This window comes from Maridesulfovibrio ferrireducens (genome assembly GCF_016342405.1).
Taxonomy (GTDB): Bacteria; Desulfobacterota; Desulfovibrionia; order Desulfovibrionales; family Desulfovibrionaceae; genus Maridesulfovibrio; species Maridesulfovibrio ferrireducens_A.
Genome location: NZ_JAEINN010000008.1, coordinates 144,824 through 166,030, shown reverse-complemented (window position 1 = coordinate 166,030; position 21,207 = coordinate 144,824). Strand labels below are relative to the sequence as shown.

Below are 21,207 nucleotides of genomic sequence, written 5' to 3'. Positions count from 1 at the left end.
AATGACTAACTGAAATGAGCCAGCTAAACTACACGGACAAGACCGCGCTCGATGAGAGTTTCGGCAATTTGTACAGTGTTAAGAGCAGCGCCCTTGCGAATGTTGTCAGCAACGATCCACATATTAAGACCGTTATCAATAGTGTCATCTTCACGAATTCTACCGACAAAAACATCATCTTCACCGGCGCAATCAATTGCCATAGGGTAATGCCCCTTTTCGGGGTAATCGATGATAGTTATTCCGGGGAAATTAGCGAGAATATTTCTACACTCAACAGCACTCAATTTTTCAACTGTTTCAATATTTACGGACTCTGAATGACCGTAGAAAACAGGTACGCGAACTGTTGTGGCTGTAAGCTTAATAGAGTCGTCGCCCATAATTTTTTTAGTTTCATTAACCATTTTCATTTCTTCCTTAGTGTAATCATTATCAAGGAAGACATCAATCTGAGGCAGACAGTTGAACGCAATCTGATGCGGGTAAACATCAGAAACAACTTCTTTGCCATTAAAAAGTCTGCTGACCTGAGTTTCAAGCTCATTGATAGCTTTTTGACCTGTGCCGGATACAGCCTGATAAGTAGACACTACGACACGTTTGATTTTAGCTTTGTCATGAATAGGCTTAAGAGCGACAACAAGCTGAATCGTAGAACAATTCGGATTGGCGATTATGCCGGGGTGCCAGTCAAGGTCTTCGGGATTAACTTCGGGCACAACAAGAGGAATCTTAGGGTCCATTCTCCAAGCGCTGGAATTATCAATAACAACACAGCCAGCCTTAGCTGCCAGAGGTGCAAACTTCTCGGAAGTGCTGCCGCCAGCTGAAAAAAGAGCTATGTCAAATCCTTCAAATGAATCTTCTTTAAGCTCAATAACGGTCAACTCTTTATCCATATAAGTAACTTTTGTTCCTGCGGAACGGGCAGAAGAAAAAGGAACAACTTCAGATGCGGGAAAATTTCTCTGCTCAAGAACTTTAAGCATTTCGCGACCGACCGCACCTGTAGCACCGACAACAGCAACTCTGGGATTCTTAGTACTCATGGCTTTGCCTCCGTATTTTTAATCTGAAACTTAAAAAAGTGATCAGGTTTAATTTTTATTGATGATGATCAAAACTTGACCGCAACAACTGACCAATTAAAACTTCAAAGCCTGTCCGATTTCAAGACATGCCTTTGCTCTGTTCAAAGTATATAAATGAACTCCGGGAGCCCCGCCGTCGAGAAGACCCTGAGCCTGCTTTGTGGCGTAATCTATTCCAAGACGATAAACAGCTTCGTCTCCCCCGTCAGCATGTGCTTTTTCAAGCGCGCTGAGATATTTACCGGGAATCGCAGCTCCGCACAGTGAAAGAATAAATTTGGCTGACTTAAGGCTCATAATAGGCAACACGCCCGGAACAACCGGAACATTGATCCCCATTCCGACAAGTCTTTCGCAGAAGTCAAAATAAACTCTATTATCGAAAAAGAGCTGAGTAATAATGAATTGCCCGCCCTCATCAACTTTATATTTCATCCACTTAAAATCTTCTTTAATTGAAGGAGATTCAAGGTGAGCTTCAGGATATCCGGCAACGCCTATTCCCATACCCGGATGTTGATCTTTAACATAGGTAACGAGATCTGAGGCCTGTTTGAAAGCCTGTGTGTTGAAATCAAAACCTTCAACATCTTTGGGAGCATCCCCGCGAAGCGCAAGAATATTTTCTACCCCTGCTTCACGAAGTGAATTAATGAAATCACTTATATTTTCAGGACTTGCCCCAACACACGTTAAATGAGCAAGAGGCTCAATACCCATGTCCTGTTTCATCTGCTTAACAATTTCAAGCGAACTGCTTTGAGAACCGCCCCCTGCTCCATAAGTAACAGAAGCAAAAAGAGGATTCAGCACCTTTAACTTTTTAACAACCTCAAAAAAGGCAGGCCATGATTCTTTATCCTTAGGAGGAAAAAACTCTAAAGAGAGAAACGGCTTATTTTTTTCGATCAAATCAACTATTTTCATGCAACACTCCTTACTTGGCAACGGCCTTAACAGCTCTTTCCCTTTCTTTCAGTAATTCAAGAATTTCATAATTAACAGGCAAAAATTTTACATCAACTACATTATCAAGATCAAACCAGTCAAATGATTGATTTTCCAATGATGTTACATCTCCTGAAAATTCCCATATATCAAAAAAATTGAGTTTCACAGTATACTCTGGATAATCAACCAGCTTTTCCATCCAAAAGTCAAACTTTAACGGAGTAATTCCCAATTCTTCCTGCAATTCACGGACAAGCGCCTCGGAAAGAGACTCTCCATTTTCCACCTTGCCGCCAGGGAATTCCCACCAACCGGCGTAATCTTTACCTTTCGGACGTTCTGCCGACAGAAATAAACCTTTGTCCCAGATAATTCCGGCAACAACAGATACAGGGTTTCGATCAGTCACGCGCCCTAATCCTCTTCCAAAAGCTGCTTTTTACGCTCTTCAATCTCGGCTATTTCCTCTTCAAGGATAGCCATATCTTCCATCAGACTTTCAGACCATGAACAGGCTTCAGAATAGCTGGAATTTAGTTCGATAGCCGCTCCGCTATCATTATAAAGACCGGGATCGTTTAACTTTTCTTCCATTTCAGATTGTTCTTCAAGAACTTTTTCAAGATCTTTCTCTAACTTTTCATACTTCGCAAGGCGAGGTTTCAAGTCTTTATACAATTCATTTCTTATATCAGCCTGACGACGCTTTTCTTCTTTGGTTAGTTTACGCTTCTCAGGTTTAGCCTCTACTTCAAGCTTTTTATAAGCCGGACTAGAACTTCCAACGCCAGTCAGAGCCTGTTTACGATGATTATCGTAACCTTTAAAAGTCTGAAAAACTTCGACACCGGTATCAGTCAGTGCCCAAATTTCTTCGGCAACTTCAGTCAAAAGATGGCGGTCATGTGCTACAAAAAAGAGAGTTCCGTCATAATCCTTAAGAGCTGCAATCAGCCCCTCACGACTCTCAAGATCAAGATGGTTAGTAGGTTCATCAAGAATCAACAGATTCGCCCTTGAAAGGAAGAGGCTGGCAAGTATAAGTCTGTTTTTTTCTCCACCTGAAAGAGCCGAAATAGGACGCTCAAAATATGACTGACCAAGAAGGAAAAGACCCAACACACCTTTAAGCTGTTCTTCAGTTGTATCAGGATCACAAAGTCTTCTTATTTCAGATAAAGCAGTAGCCTCGCTTCGCAAAATTTCACTTTGATGCTGACTGAAATATGCAAGGCTGGTGTTCTGTCCAATCTTTGCATAACCGGCATTCGGCTTTAACTGACCGAGTATAACTTTTAATAAGGTTGACTTACCTGCTCCATTTGGAGCGGCGAGAGCAACTTTTTTGCCACGGAACAGCTGAAAATTCAGAACAGGCCAGAGAGACGGAGGCCGTCCATCATATGAAAATTCAAGTTCAACAACGCTGATAGCTGCCTTGTCACCGCGAGAAGTAGGCGGCATCTTAAAAGCAAGACTCCGCCCAGCGCGATGACTCTCCGTTTCAACCTGAATCTGAGAAAGTTCTTCCTCAAGTTTAACCACTTTTTTAAGCTTAGATTGAGCCTGCGCGGCCTTTCTGGCTTGAGCTTTAAAGCGGTTAATATAAGAATATTCGTTTTCAATTCTAGCAGAAAGTTTAACGGCTTCACGGGAACGCTGCGAAGAATTTTCAGCACGCCATTCCAAAAACTGAGTAAAGGAACCGCGTCTGACAACGGCTTTTCCTGCGCCTAAATACAAAACGTGAGTACCGACGCGGTTAAGAAAAATAAGATCATGCGCGACATATATGACCACGCCTCTAAAAGCTAACAGATAATTTTCAAGCCATTCAACAGCTTCAAGATCAAGATGGTTAGTAGGTTCATCAAGCAGTAAAATATCTGCGCCTTGTAAAAGGACTCTGCCGAGCTTGGCACGTTCGCGCCATCCACCACTCAACTCTTCAATTTTACTGAGCATATTATGCTCTGAAAATCCAAGTCCCGTCAAAATAGTACGGGCTTTGTGTTCAGGATTATATCCGAATTGATGCTCCAGATCTGCCTGACGTTCGGAAAGTCTTTCAATCAAAGCCTGATCATTGGTATGAGCGGCATTTTCCCACTCTTTCCACAAACAATTCCATGAAGGTAACGCGGCAAGCACCCAGCTGAGAAGTCCATGCTCAAGATCTTCATCGGTAAATTCCTGAGCAACATAGCCGACTCTGGCAGTTTTAGAGATAGCAATAACGCCGCCATCCGGCTCGATTTTTCCGGCAATAAGCTTGAGAAGCGTAGATTTACCACACCCGTTAGGTCCGGTTACGGCAAGCCGCATTCCGGCAATAACTTCAAAGGTTAGATCGCTGAACAGATCTTCACCGTTATAAGATTTCTCCAAGGATGCAATAGTAACTTTAGGCATTAATTCTCCGATTGAGGGGATTTTCGCTAAAAAAGCAGATCAGGCATAATATAAGCTTGCAACGTGCAGACTTTGATAAATCACAAATTTTATTTAGTATAAGAGGGGGAAAATATCTTCATGCGGCAAGGAAAGCAAGGGAAATGGCGCAATCAAAAAAATGAATTTAGCCTTTTGACCTTCCCGGTAGTCCAGAGTACATTACGCTTATGAAAACATGGTACGTCTATCTACTCCGATGCAAAGATAATTCTCTCTATTGCGGAGTTACCACCGATCCGAAGCGCAGGTTGAAAGAACATAATGACGGTGGAAAGAAAGGTGCAAAATATACCCGCGCACGACTTCCTGTAGAAATTGAAGCAGTCGAACCGCTACCTGCTAAAAAGTCCGCTTATAAACTTGAATACGCTGTAAAACAAAAACCAGCCGCGCAAAAAGCTGTCTTTCTCACAAAAGCAGCTTTGATGATGCGCGACGAATACCAACCGGATGATAAACGACCTCAAGAAGATTAATCTTTATCAGATGCGGTCAACAGCATTAAAGAAAGATAATGCGTTGTATCGGGGACTTCATCTATATCATTATAGATAGCTTCTCCTTCAAGCCCGAGACGGGTATAGAATTTCACATCCATCTTATTCAATTCTTTAACTTTCTTACGAAGTTCAGGGAAATTGCGGTATGCTTTCAAAATAACGGCATTGTCAGCACATGAAATGGTATGAGCAAATTCATCCGCATCCGCCACGCCCGAGGTTAACAGCAAATTCTGCCCTGATTCTACAAGAACCTGACAAGATTTCGCCGCCGCCGCCTGATATGAAGTAATCCCCGGCACAACTTCAACATCAACTTCAGGATAAAATTTTCTAAGGGTGCGGAGCATGTAGCCGAAAGTAGAATAAATCAGCGGATCGCCAAGAGTAAGAAAAGCAGCGCTTTTACCTTCACTTAAATATTCAGCGGCAATCTTACAATTTTCTTCCCACGCTTCCTGCAACTTCGCTTTATCGCGAGTCATGGGGTAGCCAAGCCTTACGACCTTACACCCTTCATGCAGATATTCGGACGCAATACTTAACGAATGTGAATAATCATTTTTTGTTGAAGATGCAGCAAAAACAACATCTACTTTTCCAAGAATTTTTACAGCCCGTACTGTCAACAAATCAGAATCTCCAGGACCGACACCAATGCCATATATTTTACCGTAATTACTCATTAATATTCTCTTTAATTTTTATTGTATAAAAAATCAGCCAAAGTCTCGACTGCGTCCACATTACGGGGACCGGGCCTTGAAAAAACAGACTCATCAACCTTTAAAACTTTTCCTGACCGAACAGCTTTAATCATTTTAAAATGAGCCCTGTCCGAAGGCACTACAGGGGATTGATTCATTCGCCCTGACTGGTAAACATAATTTTCAGGATTAAGGCGCAGAAGCTCCTCTTCCCCCATGCGCACAATCTTTTTTGGATTATCTACGCAATTATCACCACCAGCTTTAACAATTATATCGGACACGATTGATCCTTGTCCGGCGGCCAAAAGATTCGGATAACGAATCTCAAAAAAAACTTCAGGCTTATCTTTTATTTTACTGTACTTATTTTTAACTTTATCAAGCCGCCCGATCATTGAATGAACAAGCTTTTCCGCCCGCTTAGGCTCTCCAGTCAAAGTTCCAATTTTCCAGATCAAAGAATAAAGGTCTTCAAACGAAGTAACCTTAAACATTGCAGTAGGAATTCCCCTTTCCTTAAGCGGCTCAAGGGCGGTTTTAGCCTGAGATCGTCCCGCCATCTGTAAAACAAGATCGGGATTAAGCGCCACGATAAGTTCAGAATTTGGACGCATATGAGTTCCAATCGACGGCAGTTTTATAATCTGCGCCGGATAATCATCACCGGCGGTGCGGGCGACAATCCTGTCATCCAAATCCATGGCAAAAAGTATCTCATTAAATGCACCATAGAGAGCGACAATTCGCTTAGCAGGAGATTTCAGTACAACTTTGTCACCGAAATCATCAATTACAGAAATTTCTGCAAAAGCTGAATTAACCGGAATAATCACCAGAAGGAGAAAAAAGGACTTGAGGAACACCAAGCTCCGGATGTTCAACAATCGAAACATCTGTTTTATAAACACTTGCAATGTTATCCTTTGTAATAACTTTAGCAGGAGATCCGTCCAATTCAACCTTGCCGTTTGATAAAAACACCAAGCGGTCAAAGTAAAGTGCGGCAAGATTCAAATCATGAATCACGCAAATTATAGTTGCGCCCTGCCCGTTCATTTTTTTCAGCATATCAAAAAGTTCAATTTTACCTGCAACATCAACACCGGATGCGGCTTCGTCAAGAACCATTATCTTTGCCTGCTGCGAAACAGTGCGAGCCATTAAAACCCGTTGAAATTCTCCGCCTGAAAGCTGGGAAACAGGACGATCAATCAAATGCTCAATGCCTATCATCCTAATGGCTTCAACACAGATATCATCATCTTCGCTATCATAACCGAAAAAGCCTGAACCATGCGCATATCTGCCCATCATTACCATGGACTTAACCGTCAAGCCAAAGGCCGGTTCGACCTTCTGCGGCAGCACAGCCATTACCTCGGCAAGTTCACGAGGACGATAATCCCGGACATCTTTTTGAACTATTTTTATCTGACCTAATAAAGGACGTAACACACCGGAAATAGACGAAACAAGAGTGGTTTTACCACTTCCATTAGGACCGAGAACCGCTGTCATTGAACCAGTTGCGAAGCTTAAATTCATACCCTGCAACACTTCACGCCTACCATATCCGGCAGAAAGATTTTCAACGGAGATCATGAACGTGCTCCCCTGAAACCACCGCGCAGAACAATGCAAAAAAACGGTCCACCCAGCAAAGCTGTTACAACTCCGACCGGAAGCTCTTCTCCGCCGGGAAGCAATGAACGGGCTATCACGTCCGACCAGACTAAAAGCAATCCACCAAGCAATGAGGAGGACAGCAACAGCGGTCTGTGTTCAGCTCCTTGAAACATACGGACAAGATGTGGAACAATCAGTCCCACGAATCCGATAATTCCAGAAACCGCAACAGCCGCTCCTGTCAAAAGTCCAGACCCGACAAGCAGAAATAATCTTACTCTTGATACATCCATACCAAGATGACGTGCCTGTGTCTCACCGAGTGACAAGATATCCAGCTCTCGCGAATAATAAATTATGGGAATCATTCCGGCGATAAAGTACGGCAGAAATAAAGTAACATGTTCCCAGCCGCGCCCCTGAAAACTACCCATTATCCAGAATACAATACTGGTAACGGAGTCTTCATCGAGCGATTTAAGCAATGATATCAAAGCTGAAAGAAATGTCGCCACAACAATTCCAGCGAGAACCATAGTTTCACGCCGCAGAGTGCCGCCGATTCTACCGAGCATAAGCACTGCGCCAAGAGCAGCCATAGCTCCGGCAAGCGCGGCAAGCGGCAGGAAAAGCGAACCGAACTTAAGCCACAATCCCGCGCCAAGCACTGTTGAACCCGAAAAAATAGCCAGACTAGCGCCGAAAGCCGCCCCGCTGCTGACCCCTAAAGTAAACGGATCAGCCAGAGGATTTCGCAAAATACCCTGATAAACAGTTCCGGCAACAGCAAGGGACATCCCCACAAGAAAAGAAAGACACACCCTGCTAAGTCTAAGGTCCGTTACAATATACGAAAGCGAGGATTCAGAACTTTCCACGCCGCCTAGAATTGCAGATTTAAAAACATCATAAACCTGCGCAACGGAAGTGTCATATGCTCCAAACAGGCAGGCGGCAAAAACAGAAACAGGTACGAGAAAAAAGAGCACCGCAACAGCGCGAACTCTTCTTTTTTCCATTGTTCCCATATTTTGCCGCCCCCTGAATTAAATCGATTTAGTGATCAAGACTTTTGAATGCAATCTTAAGATGATCAACCCAGATATCTACAACCTGCGGAAATTCTGCGGAACCTTTAAGGACAGATACGCATTTATATCCGGCTTTGGTTAACTCAGATTTCCATGAATCAGGCTCATCACCAGCCATATCATTACGGGCATGGTCACCGGCTACGGACATATAAGGCATAAGATAAACTTTCTTAGCTTTGCTTTTAGCAAGTTTAGCCTTCACATCGTCAAGAGTCGGAGTTCCTTCAACTGTTCCTACAAAGATTTTAGGATCAATCTTGGAAAAATAATATTGAGAACCGGGATAATAAATATTTGCAGAATGAGGAGTTCCGTGTCCCATAAGAACTACGGCGTCTTTAGCTTTACGTTCTTTAGGGATATTAACGATAATAGCTTTAACTGTTCTGGTCATATCTTCGTCAGAATAAAGAAGCGGCTTACCAACGGCCACCTTAGACATTCCCTTCGGCATGCCTTCAAACTTCATTGCAGTTTCAAGGGTACCAAAATATTCTTCACCGGGAATAGTGTGCAGTGACTGAACAGCAACATGTGTAAAGCCGTCATCCATCATTTTAGAAAGAGCTGTCACAGGAGAATCAACTGTACGGCCTTCTTTTGCCAAAACATTTCTGATTATAGCCGAGGAATATGCCCAGCGAACTGGAACACCGGGGAAAGCTTTTTTAACGGCTTTATCAATATTGTCGAAAGAGATTTGTGCTTCCGGCATACTTGAACCAAAAGCGGCAAGAAGGATACCCTTCTTAACAGGTTTGGAATCACCGTGTCCGGCAAGAGCGAATGAGGGAATAATTAGAAAACAGAGGATGATAAAAGCAGAAACTGCTTTTTGTTTAACCCCAAAATGACACTGCATAACAGTCTCCTTTAATTTGGGGGCTTGAATTAGTACAGCCCTTATAAACACATGTATCATACATGCGCTAATAAAGATTTATGGCAGATAAAAGCCCCGTTATCTGTCAAAACTGATCATGAGTTATTCTTTGGCAGGTCTTCCGACTTGTCCCATCTCACCCGGCCTTCCCGAAATAAATTTCAGTGGCACGCTTAACCGGATTAGATCCGATTATGGGGTTTGACTTCACAGGACTTACGGCGGCGGGTCCGTTCCCGATTTTAACGGGATTCCCTTTTAAGCTCGCTAGAGCACCACAAGAGAAAAATTGATATTCTGCTTCGCCCTTACTGTCAATCTTGTTAACATATTATGAAATAGAGAGTGGTCCTTGACCTATTCCGGGCCAAATTCTGATCATACCTAGTAAAGCTCTAAGTGAAGTCCAGACTCCGGCGATTATCCATATCCAAAGCAGCATATGCTCGGGCTTATAATAATCCACAGCAAGCAGCATGGCAGAACTTACACCAACGGCAATCAGCATCGCATTTCTAAGATAATGAAAATCGCCCGTGCCCAAATGGATTCCATCTGTGGCAAACGAGAGTGCATTTATCGGCTGTAAAAAAGTCACAGCAAGCCAGGCCGGAGCAAAAACTGCGGCAGCTTCCTGAGGTACAAGCAACCAGCTCACGGGTTCCTGTCCAAAATACATAGCAATGCTGAGAAGCACCCCTGTGCCGAAACTCCACTGGCAAACCAACATGGCAACCTTGCGAGCCATCAATTTATTTGCACTGCCTATAAAATACCCTACTAGAGATTGACCGCTGATCGCAAACGCATCAAGAAAAAGTGCCAGAAAAACAAAAAATTGCCGAATAGCCTGATGCGCAGCACCTGATTCAGCTCCGGCTTTCGTTGCAAAACGAGTGCACAAAAGCAGAAAGAAACAAACTCCACCGGTACGGACAAACATATCCCCGCCGATGGAGAAAAGCCTTTTAGCGTCGCTTAAGCTAAAACCAGTGTCAAAACCATATTTCCTTTTTACAACAAAAACCACCCAAAAAGCGCCAATCCACTGACTAAGTGAACTTGCCAGCGCGGCTCCAGCAACACCCAGTTCGGGAAAAGGTCCATGTCCAAAAACGAGCCCCCAATCCAGCAACACATTAATTAAATTCATACCGACAGCGACATACAGAGGAGTTCGCATATCCTGATAACCGCGCAGTGAACCGAAACACGACAGAGTTATTAAAATTGCGGGAGCGCCGAGCAATCTATATTTCATATACTCAACAGCAAGTGAGTGCACGTCACCCTCAGCCCCCATAATAGCCGAGATATATCCGAGCAACGGTAATACGCATACAGCCAGAATAATGCCCAAAACCACAGAAATAGCGACTGCCAGCCAGCAAAGTGAGGAAGCTCTTTTCAAGTCCCCTTTACCGAGCGCATGTGAAACTTCAGTTTGAGTTCCGATGCCCAAAAAGCCGAACACCCAAAATATTGATGAAAAAACCATAGTCCCGATACCAAGAGAGGCCAAAGGGGCCGTTCCGATTTTAGCAACAAAAGCGGTATCAACCAATCCAGTGAGAGGCTCTGCTATCATCGAAAAAAGTACAGGTACGGCCAAAACCAAAAGAGTTTTATTAGGTCGTTCCTCAAATGGATGAAGCTTGGAATAAAAATCAGCAGTCATTTATTAATCCATAAACAAAACCGCATGCCTCTTAAATAAGCATGCGGTTTTGATAAACTTATTTTTATAGCAAATATCGACTAGATATTTTTAAGAACAGCTTTACCCATTTCAACGCAACCTACGAGAGTTCCGTCTTCGTCCATGATATCACCTGTACGCAGTCCCTGACTGAGAGTTTTCTCAACAGCAGCTTCGATACATGCGGCTTCATCAGCAAGGTTGAAGGAATAACGCAACATCATGGCAATAGAAAGAATTGTTGCCAGAGGATTAGCTTTATCCTGCCCTGCAATGTCAGGAGCAGACCCGTGGATAGGTTCAAAAAGACCGGGGTTACCTGCGCCAAGAGAAGCGGAAGGAAGCATGCCGATTGAACCTGTGATAACTGCGGCTTCGTCAGAAAGAATATCACCGAACAGATTGCCTGTTACGATTACATCAAACTGTGAAGGATCGCGAACAAGCTGCATAGCGGCGTTATCTACATACATATGACTAAGTTCTACATCTGGATAATCAGCAGCGACTTCGATTACAACTTCTCGCCATACGCGGGAAACGTCGAGTACGTTTGCTTTATCAACAGAACAAAGACGTTTGCTGCGTTTACGAGCTGCTTCAAAGGCCACTTTGGCAATACGTTTGATTTCGTGCTCACGATACACCATAGTATTGTAGCCGACACGTTCGCCGTTCTCTTCACCAGTACCACGAGGCTCACCGAAATAAATTCCTCCGGTAAGTTCGCGAACGACCATGACATCGATACCTTTTTCAACGATATCAGGGCGTAGAAAACATGCTTTCTTAAGCTGTGGAAAAAGAGAAGCAGGACGGAGATTTGCGAACAAAGAAAGTTCCTTACGGATTCCGAGCAATCCACGTTCCGGCCTGATAGAAGGATCAATCGTATCCCATTTGGGGCCACCGACCGCTCCGAGCAGAACAGCGTCTGAATCTTTGCAAGCTTTTACCGTCGCATCAGGAAGCGGAACACCTGTTTCATCAATGGCAACGCCGCCGATGAGAGCTTCGGTAACGTCGAAAACGTGCCCGAATTTTTTACCGATTACTTCAAGAACTTTGATCCCCTGAGCCATTATCTCAGGCCCGATTCCATCACCGGGCATAACGCATATTTTCATTCTCTTATCCTTAATCTTCTATCTTCACTACCCAGTGAAGGTTTTGGTCACCGACAAAAATAGATATTTAATAATCTGTTTTTCGGGAATTAATTTCCTAAACGATTCTTAACGTACTCAACTAATCCGCCTGCATCCAGAATTTCTTTCATGAATGGAGGAACAGGAGAGCATGTGATGGTTTCGCCTGTAGTGAGATTTTTGATAGTTCCGTTATCAGCATCGACTTCAAGCTGATCGCCGTCACCGAGCTTTTTAAAATCATCGCCCACTTCAAGCAAAATGAGTCCCATGTTGAACCCGTTGCGATAAAAAATACGGGCAAAACTTTTAGCAACGATGACAGGGATTCCAGCGCCTAAAAGTGAAATAGGAGCATGTTCGCGTGATGATCCACAGCCGAAATTTTCATCAGCAACCATGATGTCATTCTTTTTAACGCGTTTTATCCAGCCTGCTTCGAGTCCTTCCATGCAGTTAGCGCCGAGCTCGGCTGAATCTGTAGTAACCAGAAAACGGGCAGGAATTATTGCGTCAGTATCAATATGCGCCCCGACTCTATGAGCTGTACCTGTGATAGTCATATTTATTCTCCTTGGGATTAGGATTTATTTTAATCAAACAATTAAGCGAAACTTCTACAGAGCTGAAGGATCGATAATTTCTCCGGCAATAGCACTTGCGGCAGCAACCGCGGGATTGGAGAGGAATACTTCACTCTTTAAGCTTCCCATACGTCCCTTAAAGTTACGGTTGGTGGTGGCTATTGCTCTTTCTCCACCAGCAAGAATCCCCATGTGACCGCCAAGGCAAGGCCCGCAAGTGGCAGGTCCGACAATTGCGCCGGAGTCCATGAATATTTCAATCAGCCCTTCTTTGAGAGCCTGCTTCCAAATAGTCGGAGTAGCAGGAAGAACAATCAATCTGACGTTCTTATTCGCTTTGCGTCCCTTAAGGATCGCGGCAGCTTCTCTGAGATCGGAAATACGGCCATTTGTACAGGAACCGATCACAGCCTGATGAATTTTCATATTTTTAACTTCATCAACAGGCTTCACGTTATCAGGAAGATGAGGACATGCAATCTGAGGTTTCATGCCTGTTACATCCATTTTTACGATTCTTTCGTAAACAGCATCAGCGTCAGCGGAAAGGAGAGAATCCCCTGTTCTTCCGGCAGCAACGCAATACTCAAGAGTTTTTGCATCAACAGGGAAGAGGCCGACTTTCCCGCCCGCTTCAATCGCCATGTTTGCAATGGTCATGCGACCTTCAATTGAAAGATTATTTACAACAGAACCGCCGAACTCAAGAGCTTTATACAAAGCGCCGGAAACGCCGATGTCTCCGATAAGACGCAGAATATAATCCTTTGCGCCGACATACTGTCCGGGAGTTCCTTCAATTTCAACTTTGATGGAAGGAGGTACTTTGAACCAAGTTTCGCCGAGAGCCATTGCTCCGGCAATATCAGTTGAGCCCATACCTGTAGCAAATGCACCGAGCCCGCCGTATGTGCAGGTATGGCTGTCAGCTCCGACAACAATATCAACCGGACCGACAAGACCTAGTTCGGGAAGAAGTGCGTGTTCTACGCCGCATTCCCCGCCTTCATAATAATGAGTTATATTCTTTTCATGTGCGAATTCACGGACAAGTTTGACCTGCTCAGCAGAATCAATGTCCTTATTCGGCGTAAAATGGTCACAGACAAGGGCAACTTTATCTTTGTCAAAAACCTCAGATGCGCCCATTGCTTTAAAAGACTTAATTGCAAGTGGAGCAGTAATATCATTTGCAAGAACTAAAGAGACCTTGCAACGTACAATCTGTCCGGCTTCTTTAACAGTTTCATCAGTATGTGCTTGTAAAATTTTTTCCGCTAATGTTTTAGGCATCCTGCTTCTCCTGTTTCATGCGTTCAACTCTGTTTATTGCATTAATGTAGGCTTTGGCACTGGCGACCATAATATCTTCGTCAGAACCTCGACCGATTGATTTCACACCTTCATCAATTATATGAACCATAACCGCACCCTGAGCATCTGCACCACCAGTAACTGCGTTTACAGAATAAAGTTCCAGTTTAGGTTTTCTACCTACCAATTTATTAATGGTCGAGAAAATTGCATTAATCGGCCCATCGCCAAAACCAACTTTTCGTATTTCGACCGGATTATCCTTATCCTTACTGTAATCATCCAAAACTATTGCTGCGTGAGGAGAAACTCCCGAAGTTCCGGAGAAAACCGACAATTCTTTAACTCTGTACAAGTCATGAATACGGTAAGCTTCTTCGAGAACAAGAGCTTCAACATCCTCATCAAAAATATGTTCTTTTTTATCAGCTAAAACTTTAATTGCTTTAAATACATCTGAGATCTGCTCATCATTAAGCTCATAACCCATTTCACGCAGTTTTGAACCCAAAGCGTTTCTACCGGAATGTTTTCCGAGCACAATAGAAGTACCCTTTTTACCGATAGATTCAGGTGTCATAATTTCATAAGTCTGACGATTTTTGAGCATTCCATCCTGATGGATGCCTGACTCATGAGCAAAAGCGTTAGCACCGACAATTGCTTTATTAGGGGAAATAGGCTGTCCGATTGTTCCGGAAAGTCTGCGGCAAGCTGGAAATAACTGCTCGGTAACAATGGCAGTTTCAATGTCATAATAATCTTTACGAGTATGCAAAGCCATAATAACTTCTTCGAGTGCAGCGTTACCGGCTCGCTCTCCGATACCGGAAAGAGTCACTTCTGCCTGTCTGGCCCCCGCTTTAATTGCGGCCAGAGTATTTGCTGTCGCAAGGCCTAAATCATTATGACAATGCACGCTGAAGATTGCTTTATGACTGTTAGGAACGGTTTCCAGTAAATAAGTAATCAATTTAGCTAATTCGTCCGGCTGCGCATACCCGACAGTATCAGGGATATTGATTGTCGTTGCGCCTTCATTAATAACCGCTTCGACAACTTCAGCCAAAAAATCCCAGCGTGAACGGGAAGCGTCTTCAGCTGAAAATTCAACATTGGGAGTAAGTGAAACAGCATGGCGCACAGCTTTTTTAGCCATTTCTAAAATCTCAGCCGGCTCTTTGTTGAACTTATGCTTCATGTGAATGTCAGAAGTAGCAACAAATGTATGGATACGAGGATTTTTAGCATATTTAACGGCTTCAAAAGCCCGGTCAATATCAGAAGTAAGTGCGCGGCAAAGCCCGGCAACCTGAATATCACCAACAGACTGAGCAATTTTACTAACGGCTTCAAAATCCCCCTGACTAGCAGCGGGAAAACCAGCCTCGATGATATCAACACCGAGCATTTCAAGCTGACGGGCCATAGTAATTTTTTCACGGATATTCATTGTTGCGCCGGGGGACTGTTCTCCGTCGCGTAAGGTAGTATCAAAAATATAGACTTGATCAGACATTTTCATCTCCTAGCTGCGTCAAAGGCAAATCGCCTTAAGCAGAGTATATCAACAATTCACAGAATATAACTATAGAACCCTTTGAGAGACTAGAATTTTACCGTCCCCGAAAGATTTTATGTTCTAAGTAGCTGGTGTGAACCGATGCTATGACAAATCTTTGGAGGACTTTCCTAGTAGCTTAGAGCTTCTGCGTGATAGGAAGAAAATAGTATAGATAGGACCGGATATAATATAGCAGGCAAAAATAATAAATCCCAAGAACTTGGGCTGAGATGCAACCATCACAAACAAAGCAATGACAGTTACCATAGAACTGAAAGGATGAGCTTTGAACACGCCAGCTTCTTTAAAGGAACTATAGCGAACAGAACTAACCATCAGGAAAGAAAGGATATAAACCAAAATCAAAGTTCCCATAGGGAGAACTTTCTCAACTAAAACCGGAGGCATAAAAGGAGCGAACAAAATTAAAGTAGCCAACGTGCAACCGGCAGCAGGAATGGGAAGCCCGATGAAATGAGCTTTAGAAGTAGTTCCAGCCTGAACGTTAAAACGCGCAAGTCTAAGAGCTCCGCAAGCGATCATTAAAAATGCCGCCAACAGCCCCAGTCTACCGAAGTGCTGAAGTTGCCACTGATAGGCCATAAAGGCAGGAGTAACACCAAAAGCAACCAAATCAGCAAGTGAATCCAGCTGTACGCCAAACTCACTGCTTGTTCCGGTCAATCTCGCAACTTTCCCGTCAAGTCCGTCAAAAAGACAACTGACAAGAATCGCGATTGCACAAAGCTCAAACTTACCCTCTACTGCCCATGTCATCCCCAGAAAGCCACAAAAAAGGCTCGCCATGGTCAACATGTTAGGCAGAATGTAAACAGCCTTATGTTTTGGTATTATTTTTTCCTTAGCCATAATAGTCACTTATAAAAAACTTCTTTTTAATTATCTATTAAAATTCTAAACTTTTATCTTCTGAATTAAGCCTTATGAGCAAGTGCTGTTTCACCAGCTGCAACATGATCACCGACTTGAACTAAGACTTTATACCCTTCCGGAAGGTAAAGGTCAACCCGCGAACCAAACTTGATCAGACCAAAACGGTCTCCGCGTTTGAGCTTATCCGACTTTTCAGCCCAGCACACGATTCGACGGGCAATGAGTCCGGCAATCTGTACCATGGTAAATCGCTGATTACCTTTACCAATTATTTCAACAACATTACGTTCATTGTCAGTGCTTGCTTTATCAAAGGAAGCATTAAAATACTTTCCGGGAATGTAGCGAATGCGCTCAATTTTACCGGAAACAGGCATGCGATTAACATGAACATTAAAAACATTCATGAAAATACAAATGGACTGACGGGATTCACCGGTAAGAGGGTCCGCAGCATATTCAACTTTAATAACTTTTCCGTCAGCCGGAGAAACAACTGCATCGACATCTTCAGGAGCAACTCTTTCGGGGTCACGAAAAAAATGACCGATAAAAGCGGTTAATCCGAGCAAAACCACAGTCATAAACCAACAGTCTAGAATAGCGAAACAAACTGTGGCAAAAGCACTTAAAAATATATAGGGCAATCCTTCAAGACTGACCCCTACAGAAGGCTGACGCATATTTTTTACCTTTCTTGTAAGTTAATATAAAATCACGATTACTAGTCTTATTTGTTCAAAACAAAATATACATATCGAGCATATTAAACGAGGTCAACTATATCAGCCTAAATATATATAAGGCATTTTAGATTTTACACTTCGGAGTATCTAAAACAAGGAATCAAGTGGTCATTTACCATCCCTACTGCCTGCATATATGCATAACAGGTTGTAGCGCCAATAAATTTAAACCCTTTTTTCTTCAAACTCTTACTCATTTCTAAAGATTCAGCTGTGCTCACAGGAACATCAGATAAAACAGCCCACTTGTTAATAACAGGGTGTCCATTCACAAAAGACCAAATATATTGATCGAACGTTCCATATTCTTTTTGAATTTCGAGGAAACTCTTTGCGTTTGCAATTGCGGCATTAATTTTCAGTTTATGCCTGACTATGCCTGCATTATTCATCAACTCTTCAATTTTTACTTCTGAGTATTTCGAAATTTTCTCAGCATCAAAATCATCAAAAGCTTCTAAATAAGATTCTCTCTTTTTAAGGATAGTGGACCAACTCAAACCCGATTGCGCCCCTTCAAGAATCAGCATTTCAAAAAGTAGTCTATCATCATGAACAGGCACGCCCCACTCTTCATCATGATATTTTAATTCCAAAGGACCGCTGTTAGCCCATTCACATCTATTCATACCAATTCCTTTTCTTAAAGAGCTTTGCGAATTATACCACCACCCAGCACCGCCCCGTCTTCGGTATAAACAGCCGCGATCTGACCGGGTGTAGGCATTGAATGCTGCTCGACAAATTCAAATACCAGATTATCACCATCAAGCCGGACTTTAGAAGACATGGACCTCTGCCTGTAACGAGTTTGAATGCGTACAGTTTCAGGCCATTTATCAAAATCCACCAGAAAATTTACTTTTTCGGCGATACACCCTGATGCCCCGAGTTCTTCCTTAGTTCCGAGAATAAGTAAATTTCGTTTCAAATCTTTCTCAATTACATAAAGAGGCTCTCTCCACCCAATACCAAGCCCCTTGCGCTGTCCGTGTGTATATCTCCATAAACCTTTATGCTGTCCTAATTTTTCTCCGCTAGAAAGAATAACATCTCCCGGACCGGGTAATTTTACACCACGGTCAATAAGAAACTGTCTGTAATCATCATCTGGAACAAAACATATTTCCTGACTTTCGGACGACAGGGGTATTTTAAGTCCTCTTTTTTTAAGTTCAGAATAAGTTTCCGTCTTGCTATGATTTCCAAGAGGGAAAACAGCATTCAACACATCCTCTCTGGGAACTAAAGACAAAAAATAACTCTGATCTTTGCCGAGGTCGGCACCACGGGCAATCATTCTGCCATATTCAGGATGCTCGACAATACGCACATAGTGTCCGGTACCGAGAAGTTCCGCACCAAAACTTCGGGCCGCGGCATAAAGAACCCCGAACTTAATTTGAGGGTTGCACTGTGCGCACGGGTTGGGCGTGTCTCCCTTAAGATAATCTTTAATGAACGGCTCAATCACCATTTTATCGAATTCAGCTTTAAAATCCAGAACATGAAGATCTATTCCAAATTCAGCACATCGCAATTCCAGACCTGCAACAGCAAGTGCAGATTTTTCGCTGCCCAGAAAACAGCCGTGCACAGCCATAACATCTGCGCCGAGTTCTTTAAGAAGCACCATAGACAACAAACTGTCCGCTCCGCCACTGACTGCGACTGCGATTTTCCGACCTGCCACAAGATCCTTCAATTCAGGATAGCTGAAACTTAATTCCATTTTTGATCTCCAAAAAAGACGCTCGAACGCCTCCTGTTAAAGAAGATGTCCGAGCGTCTGATATTATCTAAATTCAGCTCATATCTTTACCGGAATGTCCCGGCAAAAAACTAAGCTTCTTTTTTCTTACGCGGAAGAACCAGATTCAGGAAAACACCGAGAATTCCTGCCAGTCCGATTCCACCAAGTCTGAACTCATCACTGAAAGGAGTAGGCACGGACATGCCACCTACACCGAAGATAACAATAAGTGCGACAATTGCAAGGTTACGAGCTTCCATCAGATCTTCACCGGCACGAACAAGAGTATTCATCCCGACAACCATGATGGCACCAAAAAGCAGAACCATAATTCCGCCCATTACAGGCACTGGAATAGTCTGCAAGAAAGCGCCGACCTTACCGACAAAAGCAAGAGCGATAGCAACTATAGCAGCCCATGTCATAATTGCGGGGTTAAACACTTTAATCAGAGCAACAGCGCCTGTTACTTCTGAATAAGTGGTATTAGGAGGTCCGCCGAAAAATGCTGCAAAAGATGTAGCAAGACCGTCGCCGAGCATAGTTCTGTGGATACCGGGATCTTTCACATAATCCTTGCCGGATACGGAACCGATAGCAAGAACATCACCGAAATGTTCAATAGCAGGAGCAATTGCAACAGGTACGATGAATAAAATGGCTTCAAGGTTCCATTCTGGGTAGGTGAACGCAGGCATTGCAATCCAAGGAGCGGCTGCAACACTGGTGAAATCAACAAGCCCCATAAACAGACAAGTAATATACCCAGCAGTGATACCGCTTAAAATAGGTATCAGTTTAAGCCATCCTTTTCCGAAAAGAGAAACCGCTACGGTCACACCGAGTGAGATCATAGAAACGATCAGTGCAGTTTTTTCAGGAACCAGAACAACAGAACCGTCACCTGTTTTACCCATTGCCATAAAGACTGCAACAGGAGCCAGAATCAGACCGATAACCATAATGACCGGACCGGTCACAACAGGCGGGAGGATTCTTCTCAGAACATCTGTTCCACGCCAGCTGATAAGTAAACTGAGAAAAACATAAAAGACACCCGCAGCCGCCAGGCCACAGAGAGTCGAAGGAATTCCCCAAGTTTGAACACCGTAAATAATCGGCGCAATGAATGCGAAAGAGGAAGCAAGAAAAACTGGAACCTTTCCGCCTGTTACAAGCTGAAAAATCAGGGTACCGACCCCGGCTGTAAACAAAGCGACGTTCGGATTAAGTCCGGTAAGGAGCGGAACCAGAACCAGAGCTCCGAAGGCGACAAACAACATCTGTGCGCCAAGAATGACATCTCTGGCTCTAAAATTATACTCGGTACTAGAAATACTCATCTTTTAACCCCCCTAAAATTGTGACAAAAAAAAGGCACCTTATTTGGTGCCGAAAATTTTATCTCCCGCATCGCCGAGGCCGGGAAGGATATATCCTGCTTCATTTAATTTTTCATCTATTGATGCTGTATAAATGTCTACGTCAGGGTGCGCGGTTACAACCTTTTCAATACCTTCAGGAGCTGCAACAAGGAAAAGTCCTTTAATGTTCGTACAACCTGCTTTTTTAAGCAGTTCGATAGTTGCAAGCAATGTTCCGCCGGTAGCGAGCATAGGATCAAGTATAAGCGCGATGCGCTCATCAATGTTCCTTGCAAGCTTGACGTAATACTCTACAGGCTGCAAAGTTTCTTCATCTCGATAAAAACCAACTACACTGACTCGTGCACCTGGAACCATATCAAGCACACCATCCATCATACCGAGTCCGGCTCTGAGGATAGGAACTACAGTGATTTTTTTACCTTTAATCATCTCAACCTCGACATCTCCGGCCCAGCCTTTGATAGTCTTAGGTTCAGTAACAAGGTCTTTTGTCGCCTCATACGTGAGGAGTCTTGAAATCTCAAGAGCCAAATTCCGAAAACCGCTGGTACTAAGGCCAGCTTCCCGGAGAATTCCAAGCTTGTGTCTTACCAGAGGATGGTCTACCACATGAACCGCCACGGTGGCCTCCTTGATCTCAATGTTACGTGTTATTAAATTTCTTAAAGTCAAAACCTCGTGTTTCTATATTCCACGTACTTGTCAGTCAAGCCTTTTTTAAATTATTTTTCAGATAAAGTCATCAGTGCTTGGCATTACTCAAAATAACCAATATTAATTTAAATGAACTCTTAGCAAACCATAA

General features: G+C 43.4%; 21 protein-coding genes and 1 riboswitch. Of the genes, 1 reads left to right on the top strand and 20 read right to left on the bottom strand.

Annotated features, from left to right (window positions below):
- Nucleotides 1-23 precede the first annotated feature (23 nt).
- From JEY82_RS10675 to JEY82_RS10660, 4 genes are all read right to left on the bottom strand, one after another.
- On the bottom strand, nt 24-1,052 hold the full coding sequence (locus JEY82_RS10675) for an aspartate-semialdehyde dehydrogenase (protein ID WP_304085376.1): 1,029 nt from the start codon (nt 1,050-1,052) through the stop codon (nt 24-26).
- Nucleotides 1,053-1,148: 96 nt separating this feature from the next.
- Nucleotides 1,149-2,021, bottom strand: coding sequence for a methylenetetrahydrofolate reductase (locus JEY82_RS10670; protein WP_304085375.1), 873 nt, complete (start codon nt 2,019-2,021; stop codon nt 1,149-1,151).
- A gap of 10 nt (nt 2,022-2,031) precedes the next feature.
- Nucleotides 2,032-2,454, bottom strand: coding sequence for a (deoxy)nucleoside triphosphate pyrophosphohydrolase (locus JEY82_RS10665; RefSeq protein WP_304085374.1), 423 nt, complete (start codon nt 2,452-2,454; stop codon nt 2,032-2,034).
- Between the two features lie 5 nt (nt 2,455-2,459).
- Nucleotides 2,460-4,457 (bottom strand): ABC-F family ATP-binding cassette domain-containing protein, encoded by a 1,998-nt coding sequence (locus tag JEY82_RS10660; protein ID WP_304085373.1) that lies wholly within the window; start codon nt 4,455-4,457, stop codon nt 2,460-2,462.
- 209 nt (nt 4,458-4,666) lie between these two features.
- Here JEY82_RS10660 and JEY82_RS10655 point away from each other — a divergent pair, with 209 nt between their 5' ends.
- On the top strand, nt 4,667-4,975 hold the full coding sequence (locus JEY82_RS10655) for a GIY-YIG nuclease family protein (protein WP_304085372.1): 309 nt from the start codon (nt 4,667-4,669) through the stop codon (nt 4,973-4,975).
- Here the strand turns inward: JEY82_RS10655 and cobI are convergent.
- The 16 genes from cobI to upp form a co-directional block, all read right to left on the bottom strand.
- Nucleotides 4,972-5,685, bottom strand: coding sequence for a precorrin-2 C(20)-methyltransferase (gene cobI, locus JEY82_RS10650; protein ID WP_304085371.1), 714 nt, complete (start codon nt 5,683-5,685; stop codon nt 4,972-4,974). The two genes, JEY82_RS10655 and cobI, sit on opposite strands and share 4 nt — an antisense overlap.
- 11 nt (nt 5,686-5,696) lie before the next feature.
- On the bottom strand, nt 5,697-6,572 hold the full coding sequence (locus JEY82_RS10645; protein ID WP_369681159.1) for an ABC transporter substrate-binding protein: 876 nt from the start codon (nt 6,570-6,572) through the stop codon (nt 5,697-5,699).
- On the bottom strand, nt 6,526-7,311 hold the full coding sequence (locus JEY82_RS10640) for an ABC transporter ATP-binding protein (RefSeq protein WP_304085369.1): 786 nt from the start codon (nt 7,309-7,311) through the stop codon (nt 6,526-6,528). Before JEY82_RS10640 ends, JEY82_RS10645 begins: the two co-directional genes overlap by 47 nt.
- Entirely contained in the window at nt 7,308-8,354 is a 1,047-nt protein-coding gene (locus JEY82_RS10635) for an iron ABC transporter permease (protein WP_304085420.1), read from the bottom strand. The genes JEY82_RS10640 and JEY82_RS10635 overlap by 4 nt, the downstream gene beginning before the upstream one ends.
- A gap of 37 nt (nt 8,355-8,391) precedes the next feature.
- The gene (locus JEY82_RS10630) at nt 8,392-9,291 is read right to left on the bottom strand and encodes a sirohydrochlorin cobaltochelatase (RefSeq protein ID WP_304085368.1); all 900 of its coding nucleotides are present in this window, start codon (nt 9,289-9,291) and stop codon (nt 8,392-8,394) included.
- Nucleotides 9,292-9,405: 114 nt separating this feature from the next.
- Nucleotides 9,406-9,607, bottom strand: a riboswitch (cobalamin riboswitch).
- A 36-nt stretch (nt 9,608-9,643) separates the two neighbouring features.
- Nucleotides 9,644-10,990 carry an MATE family efflux transporter gene (locus JEY82_RS10625; protein ID WP_304085367.1) on the bottom strand — a complete coding sequence of 449 codons (1,347 nt, stop codon included), beginning with the start codon at nt 10,988-10,990 and terminating at the stop codon, nt 9,644-9,646.
- An 80-nt stretch (nt 10,991-11,070) separates the two neighbouring features.
- Nucleotides 11,071-12,138, bottom strand: coding sequence for a 3-isopropylmalate dehydrogenase (leuB, locus tag JEY82_RS10620; protein ID WP_304085366.1), 1,068 nt, complete (start codon nt 12,136-12,138; stop codon nt 11,071-11,073).
- Between the two features lie 89 nt (nt 12,139-12,227).
- Nucleotides 12,228-12,722, bottom strand: a complete 495-nt coding sequence (locus JEY82_RS10615; protein WP_304085365.1) for a 3-isopropylmalate dehydratase small subunit — start codon at nt 12,720-12,722, stop codon at nt 12,228-12,230.
- A 54-nt stretch (nt 12,723-12,776) separates the two neighbouring features.
- Nucleotides 12,777-14,036 carry a 3-isopropylmalate dehydratase large subunit gene (gene leuC, locus JEY82_RS10610; protein WP_304085364.1) on the bottom strand — a complete coding sequence of 420 codons (1,260 nt, stop codon included), beginning with the start codon at nt 14,034-14,036 and terminating at the stop codon, nt 12,777-12,779.
- On the bottom strand, nt 14,029-15,582 hold the full coding sequence (locus tag JEY82_RS10605) for a 2-isopropylmalate synthase (protein ID WP_304085363.1): 1,554 nt from the start codon (nt 15,580-15,582) through the stop codon (nt 14,029-14,031). Before JEY82_RS10605 ends, leuC begins: the two co-directional genes overlap by 8 nt.
- Before the next feature lie 141 nt (nt 15,583-15,723).
- Entirely contained in the window at nt 15,724-16,491 is a 768-nt protein-coding gene (gene pssA, locus JEY82_RS10600) for a CDP-diacylglycerol--serine O-phosphatidyltransferase (RefSeq protein ID WP_304085362.1), read from the bottom strand.
- A 65-nt stretch (nt 16,492-16,556) separates the two neighbouring features.
- Nucleotides 16,557-17,198, bottom strand: coding sequence for a phosphatidylserine decarboxylase family protein (locus JEY82_RS10595; RefSeq protein WP_304085361.1), 642 nt, complete (start codon nt 17,196-17,198; stop codon nt 16,557-16,559).
- Between the two features lie 134 nt (nt 17,199-17,332).
- Nucleotides 17,333-17,890, bottom strand: coding sequence for a DNA-3-methyladenine glycosylase I (locus JEY82_RS10590; RefSeq protein ID WP_304085360.1), 558 nt, complete (start codon nt 17,888-17,890; stop codon nt 17,333-17,335).
- 14 nt (nt 17,891-17,904) lie between these two features.
- Entirely contained in the window at nt 17,905-18,993 is a 1,089-nt protein-coding gene (gene mnmA, locus JEY82_RS10585; protein WP_304085359.1) for a tRNA 2-thiouridine(34) synthase MnmA, read from the bottom strand.
- A 110-nt stretch (nt 18,994-19,103) separates the two neighbouring features.
- Entirely contained in the window at nt 19,104-20,357 is a 1,254-nt protein-coding gene (locus tag JEY82_RS10580; protein WP_304085358.1) for a uracil-xanthine permease family protein, read from the bottom strand.
- 39 nt (nt 20,358-20,396) lie between these two features.
- Nucleotides 20,397-21,023 carry a uracil phosphoribosyltransferase gene (upp, locus tag JEY82_RS10575; protein ID WP_092158962.1) on the bottom strand — a complete coding sequence of 209 codons (627 nt, stop codon included), beginning with the start codon at nt 21,021-21,023 and terminating at the stop codon, nt 20,397-20,399.
- Nucleotides 21,024-21,207 lie beyond the last annotated feature (184 nt).